Raw genomic sequence first — 13,620 nt, forward strand, 5'->3', positions numbered from 1 at the left:
GGTCGGTGATCGGCGTACCTTGCGTCAAGTGTCGAAAGAGGCGAAGAACTTTGAATACGCGGTAATCGAGAACGAATATCCGAGAATCTGTCCGGACACCAGGAAACAGTAACGACCGGCATGCCCAACTCGCCTGTGAGGCCGTTGGAGTTACCTCGATGCAGTGACCTTGCTCCGCATCGGGTTTATCTGCATGACCGATGGCATTCGGACTATCTGGCCGAGAGCATGTTTCGCACGCGGCAGAGTCACTCCACCCGGTACTTACCTTTGGCGCCTGCGGCCTGATTCGCCAGCCACGAATCAGGCACCAGGAGGCGCCTTTCTCAAAGGACGTTGCCTCGGATCAGTGCCCTGATTTCAGCCAGCACCGCAGTCGCCGAGTGGTATTCACCGGCGGTGGACGCTGACGGCGTAGCCGCCGCCGTCGTAAGGGTCGGCGTCCCAGGTAGCGAAGCGGTCGACGAGGGTGAGGCCGGCTGCGGCGCAGTAGTCGTCGTACTCCGGCAGCGTGATACTGGGCGGCACGGGCAGGTGGGCTGCGTCCAGGCCGAAGCCGGCGACCAGCAGACCGCCCGGTCGCAAGGCCGTGGCCAAGCGCTTGGCCACCGCGGCCTCGGTGCCGGCAGCGAGCAACGGAAAAATGTTGCCTGCAGCGACCACGAGGTCGAAGTCCGCCGCGATGCCGAGCAGCTCCGGATCGAACTCGGTCAGATCGACCTGGAACCAGGGCAGGTCCGGCGCCTGCTCTTTCGCCACTGCCAACATCGACGCGTCGAGATCGACTCCGACGCAGTCGTACCCGAGCTCCGCCAGCCGGATCATGACCCGGCCCGTACCGCACCCGGCGTCCAGCACCCGCGCTCCGGCCGGCACGAGAGCCGCGCAGAACCGCGCCTCACCGTGCACGTCCTTCCCGCTACGGGCCAGCGCCGCGAAACGTGCGGCGTAGTCATTGCCGGACGTCTCCCCGGTCAGCTCCTGCCAACGGCTCATGCGATCAACTATAGATCGACCGGGTGTCCCCACCGCGTCTGCCTGCGCCTCTTCTCTGCCCCATTCGGGCAGGTGGGAGGCGGCCGCCCGGCTTCGGACGGACGGATGGTCACGGATAGTCTGGGCGCGTCAGCGAAGATCACCAGAAGGGTGCAGCACATGGCAGACATCGTGGAGACGGCGGCGCGGAAGGTCTTCGGCCGCTACGACCTCGACGGGGACGGCCTGGTCACCGCGGACGAATACCGCAAGATCGTGTCGGAGCTCGGTTCGCACATAACCGAGTCGGAGGCCCAGGAGCTGATCGACTCGGTCGACAGCAACGGTGACCGCCAGATGTCCTTCGAGGAGTTCTGGGCAGCCTTGAATGGCTGACACCGGCGGGTCCGGCACGTGAGCGTGCCGGACCCGACCAGTCCTCGCACCGGTTCCGGTGTGTGATCGTCGCCGCGCATCTGCCCCGTCCCCGCCGCGGAAGTGACACGGAGAAATCCGGCCATGTTCCGCCAGGGGGAGAAGGAACTTCTGTTACTGGAGGGCAAGTTCGGGTGCGCGCCGGTACGTTTGGCTGGCGCGAAACGGTTCACCGGGTGCGATGCGGCGGGGGTGTGAGGACCGCCGGAGGGACGGGGGTCCGATGCTTACGTGGGTCGAGGGGGTGCTGTACGGCGCCGGCGGCGGGCTGGTCGTCGAGGCCGTTGTGACCTTCGGGCGACTGCATGCGTGGCAACAGGCGCGACATGCGGCGAGGGCGGCCGCCGAGGCGTTGCCGCAGCTCGGCACGTACATCGATCCGCCCGCGGATGCGCTCGCCGCGCTCTTCCGCATCGTGTTGGGCGGCGCGGCCGGCTGGCTGCTCCACGGCGAGCTGGCAGGGGTGTTCGCGGCCGTCGCGGTGGGGGCTTCGGCGCCTGCCGTGCTCGCCCAGATGGGCAGTGCCACGACCGTCGCCGAGGCGCTCCAGGCCGGGGCCGCGCCCGGTTCCGCGCCCGGTTCAGCTCCCGGAGCCGTTCCCGCCACCGCCCCCACTGCCCCGGTCCCTCCCCCTGCCGCGGCCAGTCCCACCGCCCCGGTCGCTCCCGGGGCCGCACCAGCCACTCCCGTCGCCCCCGCCCCCACACAACCCGGGCCACCGGGGCTCGATCAGGCGCAGGGGGAGGCCACCCCGTGAGCCGCCGATCGGTCGCCCGGCGCTCCTGGGCGTCGTTCACCGGTGGACGTCGCACCAGCCTCCCGCGGGCAGCGGAACGCAGACGTGTCGGATACAGCCTGTGGCAGCGCGTCCGGGCATCGTTCACCGGCGTCGTCCTCCCCCCGCGCCCCGTCCACGTCCCCGCCTCGGCCTCCGCCTCCGTACCCCAACAGTCGCCCCAACAGCCGCCCGAGCAGCGGCCGCACGCCCGCCCCCTCGCGCCGGGCTGGTTCACCCTGCCGCCGCTTCCCACGGCCGGCGCGCTGACCGCCGCCGGGAGTGACGCGGTGGTACTGGAAGCCGCCTCCCCCGACGGGCGGGCGGGATTCCTGCTGCGCCGCCCCGCAGGCAGCGTGTCCGAGTACAGCCTCGAACTGGTGGTACGCGACGCCGACGACACGGACCGGCCGCTGCTGTCCACGGTCACCTACGCGCTGCCGGACGGGCACGAGCGCGTTCTGCTCGTCCCCGTGGTGCGGGGCCGGTTCGGGCCCGCGGCCTCGTACGTCCGGCTCCGCGGCTTCGAGCCGGACGCGACGTGGGCCGCCACCGGCCCGTCGCCCGTCTCTCCGGAGGGTGACCGCTGGGCCCCGGCCACCGTCGCGGATTCCATCGGCGCCGCGCTCAACGAGACGACCCGCGACGCCTGGCGCCACGTGCGGGAATTCGTGGACGAAGGGATGCGCGACGTCATCGACGGTGCGCTGCGATGACGCCCAAAGACGCGGCGTCCGGGGCCGCCGGGCCGCACCGCGCCGCGCTCGACGCCGTTCTCCGGGATGCGACGACCCCGCAGGCCGCGGTGCACGAGCTGCTCGGCGAGCGGCAGTTGTGGTGGAAGTGCTGCAGCGAGGCGGTCCGTACCGACCCGTCCTGGCTGCGTTCCGGACAGGCCGGGGAGCTGGCCGCCTGGATCGACGCGACAGTCCCGGACCGCCCGTCCGACGCGATGACGCCCACCCTCCACGCCTACCTGCTGGCGCGCGCCCTGAGCGCGCCGGAAGGCCGGGCGGCGGAGTACGACGAGGCCCTGGCGCGCGTACGGAGCACGTGGGCGGGCAGCGGCCTGCTGTCCGTCAACGCTGCGCCCGGCCCCGCGCAGCCGTCCGGCCGGGGAGCCGACGGCCTCCCGGCGGGCGCCGCCGAGCGGCTGAACGCCGTCCTGGAGCGCATTCCGCAGCTGCCCGGTGACGAGGGCGAGCGGTCGCCTGCCGCGGACGGCACACTGATGGTCGCCGCGCTGCTGATGGCGGGCTGCGAGCCGCGCAGACGGCCACTCGTACAGGTACCGGTGGTGTTCGGAGAGACGGACCACCGCGACGACGAGGAGCCCGGCGCCACCGGTGTACTGGAGCTCCGCGAGTTCCCCGCCGGGCCCCCGGGCCTGTACCCCGATCCCCGCTCCATGACCGGACTGCGCAGCTCCGACGGACAGTTCGCGACCGCGCTCGGCCGGGCGTGGGCCCTGCCCGGGCCCGGCCGCGGCTCGCGCTGTGTGCTGTGGCGCCTCGTCCTGGCGGACCGGCCCGCCCCTCCCCCGCGGATCGAGGGCCCCTCCCTCGGCGCCGCCTTCGCCCTCGGCCTGCGGGAACTCCTGCGGCATCCCCGGACGCGGCGGCCCAGCGTGGCCTGGCTGCGCGGTGTCTTCTACGGTCTGCGCCCGCGCACCGCGGTGACGGGAGCGCTGGGCAACGGTGAGCGGCTCACCGGCGTCAGCGGCATGGAGAGCAAGCTGCTGGCCGCGCGTCGCAAGGGACTGCGGCTGGTCGCCCCCGCCGCGAACCGGCCCGACGCCGCCCACGCACCCGAGCCCGCGGACGTGAAGTTCGCCGAGACGCTCCGGCAGGCCGACCGCTATGCCCGCCGCTTCCGCACCGCCCGCCTGGTCACCGCGCTGGCCCTGATCGCCGCGGCCGTGACGTCCGGGGTGGTGGTGGAGCATCGGGAGTCCGCGGCCAGGGATCGGCTGACCACCGCTCACCGGCTGGCCGATGTGTCGGAGAACCTGCTGCAGAGCGACGTCGGGCTCGCCGGGCTGTTCGCGGAGCGCGCGTACCGGCAGCACGCCGATCCACTGACCCGCCGGGCCCTCTTCCGCGCGGTCACCGCGAGCCCCCATCTGGCCGCGAGCGTGCGGGCCACCGGGACGGTCTCCGCGGTGGCGGCCACTGCGGACGGGCGGGTCGCCGTCGCCGGGACCCGGGACGGCGCGGTGGAGGAGTGGGTACTTGAGGGGCAGCGATTCGGCCGCCACGGTCAACTCGGCCGTCTTCCCGGGCCGGTGGAGACAGTCGCGGCCAACAACAGTGGCGGTACCGTCGCGGCCACCGACGGCCGCACGGTCAAGGTGTGGGCGTACGGAGAACCCGCGATCGCGCCCCGCCTGCCCGACGGACAGCGGCCCACAGCGCTCGCGGTCTCCCCGTCGGGGCGCTACATCGCGGTCACCACGACGACCTCGGAGTTCGACCTCCCGCGCACGCTGTCGGTCCTGGACCGGGGCTCGGGGCGGACGAGGCACCTGGAGCTCGACGACATGACGTCGGACCCGTCAGCGCTCGCCTTCGACGGAGATGCGGAGCTGGTGGTCATCGAGTACGCCCACGGCACCTGGAACCGGATCTCCATGAATCGGCTCACCCGTACCGCCGGGAGCGCGCTGGGCTTCGGTACCCACAACTTCGCCTCCGCGCTCGCCCCGGACGGCCTCCACTTCACGTACAGCAACAAGGCCTCTCCGCTGCCGGTATGGCCGTCCGAGGGAAAGCCCGACTTCTACAAGCCGGCGCTGAAGGCGAAGACGGAACCGGGCCGTCCGGCGGCCCTGGCCGTCAGCCGCGGCGGTACCCATGTCGCCACTGCCATCGGCTCCACGCTCCGCGTGAGCAGGACGTACGCCCCGGGCGGGAAGGCGTCCGAGCCCCTCGCGCTCCCGGGTGCCGGCACGGTCGCCCGGGACGCCCTCGCCTTCGTCGGCTCCGGCGGCACCCGGCTCGTCTCGGCGTCCCGCGATGTCCTCAGTTTGTGGGATCTGGAGCAGCACTCCCGCATCGCGCGAGCCGCCGAAGTCGCGATCCCCGACTCCTGCCTGAGCTGTGAGGCGCCGCGCGTGTCCGTGTCACCGGACGGGCGCGACGCGGCGGTCCTCGGCAGCGAGGGAACCCGGCTGTCCGCCCTGAGACTCGGCGTTCCCGTCACGGAAGAGCGGCAGCGGAAGCTTCCCCGCGTGGTGAAGCTCCCCGGATTCGCGGAGCTGCTGTGGCGGCCCGACAGCGAGCGGCTGATCGTGGTGGCGCCGGACGGCAGCGCGCAGATACTGGCGCGTGGCCGCGTCTGGCGGCCCGTCGGCACCTGGCCCGCCGTACCGAACCCGCTCCGGCTCTTCGACCCGCCCGCACTGCTGCGGTTCCTGCCCGGCGGCCGGGAGGTGGCCGAGGTGCACGGCTCCGGCACGGTCCGCTTCAGGGACGCGGAGTCCGGCAAGGTACTGCGCGAGGTGCCGGGCCCGCGATCCATGGCGCCGACGGCCGGCTCCGGTGCCCTCCTGAGCAGAAGTTTGGTGACGCTGGACGCGCGGGCCGCGCACGCCGCGGTGCTCGACGAGAGCGACGGCAACCGCATCCACGTCATCAACACCGAGTCCGGCCACATCCGCACGATCCGCGCGGCCGACGCCCGGGGCATCACCTACGCCGGCGACCGTCTGCTCATCCAACGCAGCAGCGGTGCGCTGGAGTTGTGGTCCGCGTCGGGCAGCCGGCGCCTCGGTACGGTCGAGGGCACGGCCGACCCCGCGGTCGGCCCGGTCACCGGCGGGGAGCTCGTCGCCGGGACGACGTCCGAGGACCACACCGTCAGCCTCCTCGACCTGGGCTCCGAGAGCAGCCTCGGGACGCTCCCGCTGCCCGAGGGCAACAAGCCGGAGTCGACGGGCATCGCCCTCACGGCGGACGGTACGAAGCTCGTCACCGCGACGGAGGCCGACTACTCGGAGACCGACGACCCCGAACCCGACGGTCCTGCCACCGACGACATGGGGCAACTCATCGAATGGAGGATCGATCCGCGTGTCTGGATCCGCACCGTCTGCTCGTCGGTCGGCAGGGAACTCCGGCCGGACGACTGGGAGCAGCACATGGGCACGGAGGCGCCGCCGTCGCTGCGCTGCGGGGAGTGAGGCGCGGCGGGGGACCGCCGCGGCGCTCGCACTGGCAGCGGTACTCGCGGTGGCCGGCTGCGGGCCGGGCGTGCGCAGCGACGGCAGCGGGCGCAGCGACGGCGGCGAGCGCAGGCCCTCCGCGTCAGCGTCCCACCGCGGTCCCTCCGTGATCCGCCTGCCGGGCAATGCCTTCCTCGCTGACCTGGTCGTGAGCGACAACGGCACGCTGTGGGTTGCGCAGTCGCGGCTCAGCGCCATCGCGGAGATCTCTCCGGCGGGGAAGGTCACCCAGCATCCACTCCCCCGCGGCCCCGGTTACCCGCCCTACCCGTACGACCTCCAGGAATCCCCGGACGGCGGGATCTGGTACACCGCCGGCGACCAGCTCGGACGCCTCGGCCCATCCGGGAAGTTCACCTGGTGGGACGACAGTTCCTACGCCCGGCCCAACGGCCCCGGCGGCAAGCGCCCCGGCTTCCCCGACGCCCTGACTCTCGGCCCCGACAACACCATCTGGTTCGGCCACTCCGCGCCCAGCTCCTACGTCTTCGCTCGCGCCGACACCAAGCGGGGGCTGCACCGCATCGCGCTGGTGAAAGGCGACTTCGACGTACCGGTGCGAGGCATGGCCACGGGGCCGGACGGTGCGGTGTGGTTCAGCCAGCAGTTTCAGTACGACGAGGACCAGCGCGACGGCATCGGCCGGCTCACTGCCGAAGGGAAGTACAAGGAGTGGCCGCTGCCCAAGGGCACGGCCCCGCAGAGCATCGTCGCGGGCCCCGACAAGGCGTTGTGGTTCACCGAACGGCGCGGCATCGGACGCATCGGCACCGACGGCCGCTTCTCCCACTTCCGCGTCCGGGCGTCCGACCATCCGGGCGGCATCGTCCTCGGGCCCGACAAGGCCCTCTGGTTCACAACGGACCACCGGGTCGGACGCATCACCACCAAGGGCGGAATCACCCTCTGGCCCGTACGGGGAGCGAAGAATCTGACCAGCATCGCGCCCACCCCGGAAGGCAGCTTCTGGCTGGCGGACCGCGAGACCGACACACTCCGCCGCTTCACACCGCCCCGTTGAACGGTTGGCAGGATTCGGCCTCCGCCGGACAGCCCTGAGGGTCGACACGTAAAAAGGTTGCGTCTACCCTCTCGGCCCAGGGTGTATCGCTGTGCGCGCTCCGGTTGCAGTGCCCGCAACGCTCAACGTCAACGCCGCCAGCACAGCCCTATGGCCGCGTTGATTACTGTGCGTATAGTTTCACTATGAGCAACTACCGTCCGGAGAATGAAACGACAGGTTCACCGGCCGGCGGCGTGCAGTCCGTCGACCGTGCCATCACCGTGCTGGAGGTGCTGGCACAGCGCGACGAGGCCGGGGTCAGCGAGGTGGCCGCCGAGCTCGATGTGCACAAGTCCACCGCGTTCCGGCTGCTCGGCGCCCTGGAGGCGCGCGGCATGGTGGAGCAGGCGGGCGAGCGCGGCAAGTACCGCCTCGGCTTCGGCATCGTGCGCCTGGCCGGCGCGGTCACCGGACGCATCGACATCACCCAGCAGGGCCGTCCGGTCTGCCAGCGGCTCGCCGAGGAAATCGGTGAGACCGTCAACATCGCCGTGATGCAGGAGCACTACGCGATCAACCTGTACCAGGTGCGCGGCCCGGGAGCCATCACCGCGCACAACTGGGTCGGCCAGCTGACCCCCTTGCACGCCACCTCCAGCGGCAAGATCCTGCTCGCCCACATGCCCGCCGAGGAGCGCGCCGCGCTGCTGTCCGAGGCCGGCCTGCGAAAGGTGACCCCGCACACGCTGACCGCGAAGGCCAAGCTGGAGAAGGAACTCACCGAGACGCGCAAGCGTGGTTACTCCATGACCTTGGAAGAGTTCGAGATCGGGCTGCACGCCATGGCGGCACCGGTCTGGGACCGTGACGGTGAAGTCGTCGCGGCGCTCAGCGCCTCCGGTCCCGCATACCGGTTCACCGAGGAGCGTATGCAGGACCTCGCCCCGATGCTGCTCAAGGGTGCGGAAGAGATCAGCTACCGGATGGGCTACCTGGGCTGAGCGGCTGCATGCCCCCCACGTGAATCACGCAGAGGGCACGCAGATCACGCAGAGCGTGCGGTGAGACGAGCCGCAACGCACGGCGGCAGGTTGGGAGCCTCCGTGGACGGCTGCACGTAGATCATGCCGTCCGCGACGAGGACCTCGTGCGTGCGGACCGGGCGCCTGGCCGGCGGAGCGTCGACAGTGCCCGTCCGGAGGTCGAACTTCGAGGAATGCAGCGGGCATTCCACCTCGCACCCCTCCAGCCAGCCGTCGGCGAGCGAGGCGTCCTGGTGGGTGCAGGTGTCGTCGATCGCGAAGATCTCGCCGTCCTCGGTGTGGAACACGGAGATGGGCGGATCGTTGTCGATCCGGTGGGCTTCACCTCGCGGCAGGTCCGCGAGACGGCATGCGGGAATCATCATGACACCCCGGTGCGTATAGCGAAACGGATTGCGACGCGCGCAACAGCGCAACGTCAGTTTGCGGGTGCCCCAAATCACTGTCAAGACACCCGGATCTCGGACTTTCCCGCCCTGATTTGTTGCGTCATACGCAACCAGTTCTGACCTGCTCAACGTTCACCTCTTCGGCGGCCGGTCTTGACGTGAACGCTCTATCAAGGTTCCGTTGCGTCAGCAGAAACGCACGTCCCTATGCGCAACACCACCCAAAGCGTGCACCACCGCCTGCACCACCTGCGACGTCGCATTCAGGACGGCCTCCGCACCGGGGCGAGGCCGTCTGCCGGAGGCGCCTCCCGCTGTGCGGCCCGCATGGCCCCCGTCCCCTACCCCAGGAGGTCACATGTCCATCCGTGCCATCGACGAGGCGCCCCTGAACAAATTCCACCGAAAACTCACCTGGGCCTGCGCCGGCGGCCCGTTCCTGGACGGCTACCTGCTCAGCATCATCGGCGTCTCGCTGATCGGTATGAGCAACGAACTGCACCTGACCACGGCGGACGAGAGCCTCATCGGCGCCGCCGCCCTGGTCGGCATTTTCATCGGGGGCCTGTGCTTCGGCGCCGTCACCGACAAGCTCGGCCGCGAGGCGATGTACACCATCGACCTGGCGGTGCTGGTCGGCGGATCGGTGCTGTCGGTGTTCGCCGACGAGACCTGGCAGATCGTCATCCTGCGTTTCATACTCGGCGTTGCCATCGGAGCCGACTACCCCATCGCCACGTCCCTGCTGGCCGAATGGGTGCCGAACAAGCACCGCGGCCGGCTGCTCGGCATCCTCATCCTCGCCTGGTACATCGGCGCGGCGGCCGCGTACGTGGTCGGGTATGTGATGGCCGAGATCGGCGGCAACGGCACCTGGCGCTGGATGATCGCCTCCTCCGCCGTACTGAGCGCCTTGATCCTGGTGATGCGCATCGGCACACCCGAGTCACCACTGTGGTTGGTGAACAAGGGACGTACCGACGACGCCCAGAAGGCGATCAAACGTGCGCTGGGCCGCACCGTTTCGACCAATGAACTGCTCGCCGCCGCGGCGACCGAGCAATCGCTGCAACAGCACCGGTTCCGCGACCTGTTCCACGGTACTTATCTGCGGCGGACGCTGTTCTGCGGTCTGTTCTACATGTGTCAGATCACGCCGATGTTCGCCCTGCTCACCTTCGGGCCCACCATCCTGGGCTCCTTCGGCCTCGACAAGGGCAACGCCGGCAACCTCGGATCGGCCCTGATCAGCGTGGTGTTCGTACTGGGCTGCATCCCCGCGCTGCGCATGGTGGACCGGATCGGCCGCCGCCCGGTCATCGTCTGGTCGTTCGCCCTGATGGCGGTCCCGCTGGTGGTTCTCGGCGGCGGCTCCGCGGTGCCCTTCGCGGTGGTCATCGTCTGCTTCTGCGCCTACGCACTGTTCTCCGGCGGGCCCACTGTCCTGGAGTGGACCTATCCCAACGAACTGTTCCCCACGAGCATCCGGGCAACGGCGGGCGGCGTGGCCACCTCCATCAGCCGCGTCGGGGCCGCTGCGGGCACCTATCTGCTGCCGATCTCCCTCAGCCGGCTGGGCATCGGCCCGACCATGCTGATCGGCGCCGGCATCACCCTGGTGGGCTGGCTGGTCTCCGTGCTCTGGGCCGAGGAGACCCGCGGCCGGACCCTGGCGGAGACCAGCGCCCTCCCCGCCACCTCCAAGCGCTCGCCGGCCGGTGAAGAGCGCATGGAGGACGTCCGGGAAGGGGAGTTGGAAGGCTCCTGATGCCGTAAGGGCAGCGCAACGCGGCAGACAGCCGGCCGGCCTCTCCAGGGGTCGGCCGGCTGTCTGCCCGCCCCCCTCGCCTCGCCCCCGCACCGCCCACCTCGTGGCACACCGCCCCCCTCCCCCTCGCCGAGCATACTGGATGTATGGATATGTCCAAGTTCCGCCCGTCCTTCACGGCGCCGTCCCGCCCGCCCGAGGACGGACGGGACGTACGGCGCCGGTCGTCGCCGGGAGGCCGTTTGCGCTCCCTGGTGAGTGCGCGGACCGTCGCCGGGCAGGTGTTCCTCCTGCACCTGGTGGTCGTCCTGCTGCTCGTCTGCGCGGCCGTGACGGCCCTCGTACTGCAGGCCCGTGGCTCGAGCCTGCAGGAGGCCCGTGACCGCTCGCGCGTCGGCGCCGAGACCTTCGCGCACGCCCCGGGGACGCTGAGCGCCATGAAATCCGCCGACCCCAGCGCACTGCTGCAGCCGCGTGCCGAGGAAGCCCGGAAGCGGTCCGAGGTCAACTACATCATCGCGTTCAGCACATCCGGTGTGCGCTGGACCCACCCCGACCCGGACCGGATCGGCAAGCGCATCGTCGGCTCCTACGCCGAAACGCTCGGCGGCAAGGTGCACCAGACCACCTCCTACACGCCCGGGGTCGGCCGCGCCGTGGACACGATGGTTCCCGTCGTCGACACCGACGGGAAGGTGGTCGGGCTGGTGTCCGTCGGCATCACCGTCGAGAGTGTGAACGCGAAGGTGATGGACCATCTCCCGCTGCTGCTCGGTTCCGCGGCAGGCGCGCTGGTGCTGCTCACGGGCGGGTCGGCGTGGGTGAGCCAGCGGCTGCGGCGGCAGACGCACGGCCTGGAACCGGCCGAGATGGCGCGGATGTACGAGCACCACGACGCGGTGCTGCACTCGGTCCGGGAAGGCGTGCTCGTCATCAGTGGTGAGGGCCGGCTGCTGCTGGCCAACGACGAGGCACAGCGACTGCTGGAGCTGCCGGCGGACGCCGAGCTCCGGCAGGTCACCGAACTGGGACTGGAAGCAGGCACCGCCGAGCTGCTGGCGTCGGGCCGGACGGCCACCGACGAGGTACATCTGGCCGGGGACCGGCTCCTCGCGGTCAACCTGCGGCCGGTCGACGATCACAGCGGCCGGTCCGGCAGCGTGGCCACACTGCGTGACACCACCGAACTGCGGGCGCTGGCGGGTCGCGCGGAGGTGGCCAGGGAACGCCTGCAACTGCTCTACGACGCCGGGGCGCGGATCGGCACCACGTTGGATGTGGTGCGCACCGCGGAGGAGCTGGCGGAGGTGGCGGTCCCCCGGTTCGCCGACTTCGCCACCGTCGAGCTGCTGGAGGCCGTACCGCGCGGGGAGGAGCCGGACGGTACGGACACCGAGATGCGCCGTACGGTGATCCGTGGCATCCGCGCCGACCAGCCCCTCATTCCGGTCGGCGAGCCGATCCGTTTTGTACCCACGCATCCGATCGACACCGCCGTGGTGAGCGGTCACGCGGTACTCGAGCCGGACCTGGCCACCTCCGAAGGCTGGCGCGCCCAGCACCCGGAGCGCGCCCAGCAAGTCCTGGACTACGGCATTCATTCGCTGATTTCGGTACCGCTGCAGGCGCGCGGGGTGCTGTTGGGTACGGCCAACTTCTGGCGTTCGGAGAACGTCCCCTTCGAGCGGGAAGAACTGTCCTTCGCCGAGGAGTTGGCCGCCCGCGCCGCGGTGTCCATCGACAACGCCCGCCGCTACACCCGCGAGCACACCATGGCCGTCACACTGCAGCGCAGCCTGCTGCCGCACGGGCTGCCCGAGCACTCCGGCATCGAGGTGGCCCATCGCTATCTGCCGGCACACGCCGGGGTGGGCGGCGACTGGTTCGATGTCATCCCGCTGCCCGGCGCCCGGGTGGCGTTGGTGGTGGGGGACGTGGTCGGGCAAGGGCTGCACGCCGCGGCCACGATGGGCCGGCTGCGCACCGCGGTGCACAACTTCTCCACGTTGGACCTGCCGCCCGACGAGCTGCTGAGTCACCTGGACGAGCTGGTCACCCGGATCGACCAGGACGAGGGTCCCGAAGGCGCCGACACCGGGGTGACGGGGGCGACCTGCCTGTACGCGATCTACGACCCGGTCTCCGGAAAGTGCTCGCTGGCCAGGGCCGGCCATCCGGGGCCGGCCCTGGTGCACCCCGACGGCACCGTGGAGTATCCGGACGTACCGGTTTCCCCACCGCTGGGCCTGGGCGGCAGCCTGCCGTTCGAGACAGCCGAACTGCACCTGGCCGAAGGCTCCCAACTGGCCCTGTACACCGACGGACTCATCGAGGACCGCGACCGCGACATCGATACCGGCCTGGATCTCCTGCGTACCGCCCTGGCCCACCCGGACCGGAGCCCCGAGCAGACCTGCCGGGCCGTTTTCGACGCGCTGCTGCCTGCCCGCCCCCGGGACGACGTCGCGCTGCTCATCGCTCGCACGCGGCTGCTGGACCCGGATCATGTCGCCGACTGGGAGGTACCGAGCGACCCGGCCGCCGTCCCCCGGGTCCGCGCCGAAGCCACCCGCCGGCTGGAGGACTGGGGGCTGGACCAAGTGGCGTTCACGACCGAGCTGTTGATCAGCGAGCTGGTCACCAACGCCGTCCGCTACGGCGCCGATCCCATCCGCCTCCGCCTCCTGTACGACGACGACAGCCTGATCTGCGAGGTCGCCGACGGCAGTAACACCTCACCGCACCTGCGCCGCGCGAAGACCGGCGACGAGGGCGGCCGCGGCCTCTTCCTGGTCGCGCAGTTCGCGCAGCGCTGGGGCACGCGTTACACCGCCCGCGGCAAGGTCATCTGGACCGAACAGTCCCTGAGCGGCGCAGTGGCCGAGCCCGCCTGCGGCGCAGCGGCTGGTAGTGCGCCATCCCCTTGACATCCCTTGACCCGCAAGAAAAGCTGTTGCGCATAAAGATAATAGTTGCGTAATCAGAAACAGCAGCGTAATCAGCGTGGCCG

Annotated in this window: 10 protein-coding genes; 8 read left to right on the forward strand and 2 right to left on the reverse strand. The window is 70.7% G+C overall.

The annotated features are described in order from the left end of the window. Positions 1 to 390: 390 nt before the first annotated feature. Positions 391 to 996 (reverse strand): class I SAM-dependent methyltransferase, encoded by a 606-nt coding sequence (locus tag IF04_RS0127560; protein WP_030263592.1) that lies wholly within the window; start codon positions 994 to 996, stop codon positions 391 to 393. Between the two features lie 159 nt (positions 997 to 1,155). On the opposite strand from IF04_RS0127560, the gene IF04_RS0127565 reads away from it, so the two are divergent. The 6 genes from IF04_RS0127565 (at position 1,156) to IF04_RS0127595 (ending at position 8,411) form a co-directional block, all read left to right on the forward strand. Next, entirely contained in the window at positions 1,156 to 1,371 is a 216-nt protein-coding gene (locus IF04_RS0127565; protein WP_030263595.1) for an EF-hand domain-containing protein, read from the forward strand. 262 nt (positions 1,372 to 1,633) lie between these two features. Then, positions 1,634 to 2,167, forward strand: a complete 534-nt coding sequence (locus IF04_RS38895; RefSeq protein ID WP_030263597.1) for a hypothetical protein — start codon at positions 1,634 to 1,636, stop codon at positions 2,165 to 2,167. Further along, on the forward strand, positions 2,164 to 2,901 hold the full coding sequence (locus IF04_RS0127580) for a hypothetical protein (RefSeq protein WP_030263599.1): 738 nt from the start codon (positions 2,164 to 2,166) through the stop codon (positions 2,899 to 2,901). Before IF04_RS38895 ends, IF04_RS0127580 begins: the two co-directional genes overlap by 4 nt. Then, the gene (locus tag IF04_RS0127585) at positions 2,898 to 6,365 is read left to right on the forward strand and encodes a WD40 repeat domain-containing protein (RefSeq protein ID WP_051831620.1); all 3,468 of its coding nucleotides are present in this window, start codon (positions 2,898 to 2,900) and stop codon (positions 6,363 to 6,365) included. Before IF04_RS0127580 ends, IF04_RS0127585 begins: the two co-directional genes overlap by 4 nt. A gap of 148 nt (positions 6,366 to 6,513) precedes the next feature. Continuing rightward, complete coding sequence (locus IF04_RS0127590) at positions 6,514 to 7,428, forward strand: Vgb family protein (RefSeq protein ID WP_157847718.1); 915 nt, start codon at positions 6,514 to 6,516, stop codon at positions 7,426 to 7,428. 185 nt (positions 7,429 to 7,613) lie between these two features. Beyond that, positions 7,614 to 8,411 carry an IclR family transcriptional regulator gene (locus IF04_RS0127595; protein WP_051831621.1) on the forward strand — a complete coding sequence of 266 codons (798 nt, stop codon included), beginning with the start codon at positions 7,614 to 7,616 and terminating at the stop codon, positions 8,409 to 8,411. 44 nt (positions 8,412 to 8,455) lie between these two features. Here IF04_RS0127595 and IF04_RS0127600 read toward each other — a convergent pair whose 3' ends face one another. Then, positions 8,456 to 8,818, reverse strand: coding sequence for a bifunctional 3-phenylpropionate/cinnamic acid dioxygenase ferredoxin subunit (locus IF04_RS0127600; protein WP_030263608.1), 363 nt, complete (start codon positions 8,816 to 8,818; stop codon positions 8,456 to 8,458). A 382-nt stretch (positions 8,819 to 9,200) separates the two neighbouring features. Here IF04_RS0127600 and IF04_RS0127605 point away from each other — a divergent pair, with 382 nt between their 5' ends. Together IF04_RS0127605 and IF04_RS0127610 are read left to right on the forward strand one after the other, a co-directional pair. Next, positions 9,201 to 10,610, forward strand: a complete 1,410-nt coding sequence (locus IF04_RS0127605; RefSeq protein WP_030263609.1) for an MFS transporter — start codon at positions 9,201 to 9,203, stop codon at positions 10,608 to 10,610. A gap of 146 nt (positions 10,611 to 10,756) precedes the next feature. Continuing rightward, entirely contained in the window at positions 10,757 to 13,537 is a 2,781-nt protein-coding gene (locus IF04_RS0127610; protein WP_245654530.1) for a SpoIIE family protein phosphatase, read from the forward strand. The last annotated feature ends 83 nt before the right edge of the window (positions 13,538 to 13,620 follow it).

The sequence above is a fragment of the Streptomyces violens genome, from assembly GCF_000717745.1.
Taxonomy (GTDB): Bacteria; Actinomycetota; Actinomycetes; order Streptomycetales; family Streptomycetaceae; genus Streptomyces; species Streptomyces violens.

Coding starts and splice junctions, on each gene's coding strand:
- IF04_RS0127560 (WP_030263592.1), bottom strand. CDS start 996: ATGAGCCGTTGGCAGGAGCTGACCGGGGAGACGTCCGGCAATGACTAC.
- IF04_RS0127565 (WP_030263595.1), top strand. CDS start 1,156: ATGGCAGACATCGTGGAGACGGCGGCGCGGAAGGTCTTCGGCCGCTAC.
- IF04_RS38895 (WP_030263597.1), top strand. CDS start 1,634: ATGCTTACGTGGGTCGAGGGGGTGCTGTACGGCGCCGGCGGCGGGCTG.
- IF04_RS0127585 (WP_051831620.1), top strand. CDS start 2,898: ATGACGCCCAAAGACGCGGCGTCCGGGGCCGCCGGGCCGCACCGCGCC.
- IF04_RS0127595 (WP_051831621.1), top strand. CDS start 7,614: ATGAGCAACTACCGTCCGGAGAATGAAACGACAGGTTCACCGGCCGGC.
- IF04_RS0127600 (WP_030263608.1), bottom strand. CDS start 8,818: ATGATGATTCCCGCATGCCGTCTCGCGGACCTGCCGCGAGGTGAAGCC.
- IF04_RS0127605 (WP_030263609.1), top strand. CDS start 9,201: ATGTCCATCCGTGCCATCGACGAGGCGCCCCTGAACAAATTCCACCGA.
- IF04_RS0127610 (WP_245654530.1), top strand. CDS start 10,757: ATGGATATGTCCAAGTTCCGCCCGTCCTTCACGGCGCCGTCCCGCCCG.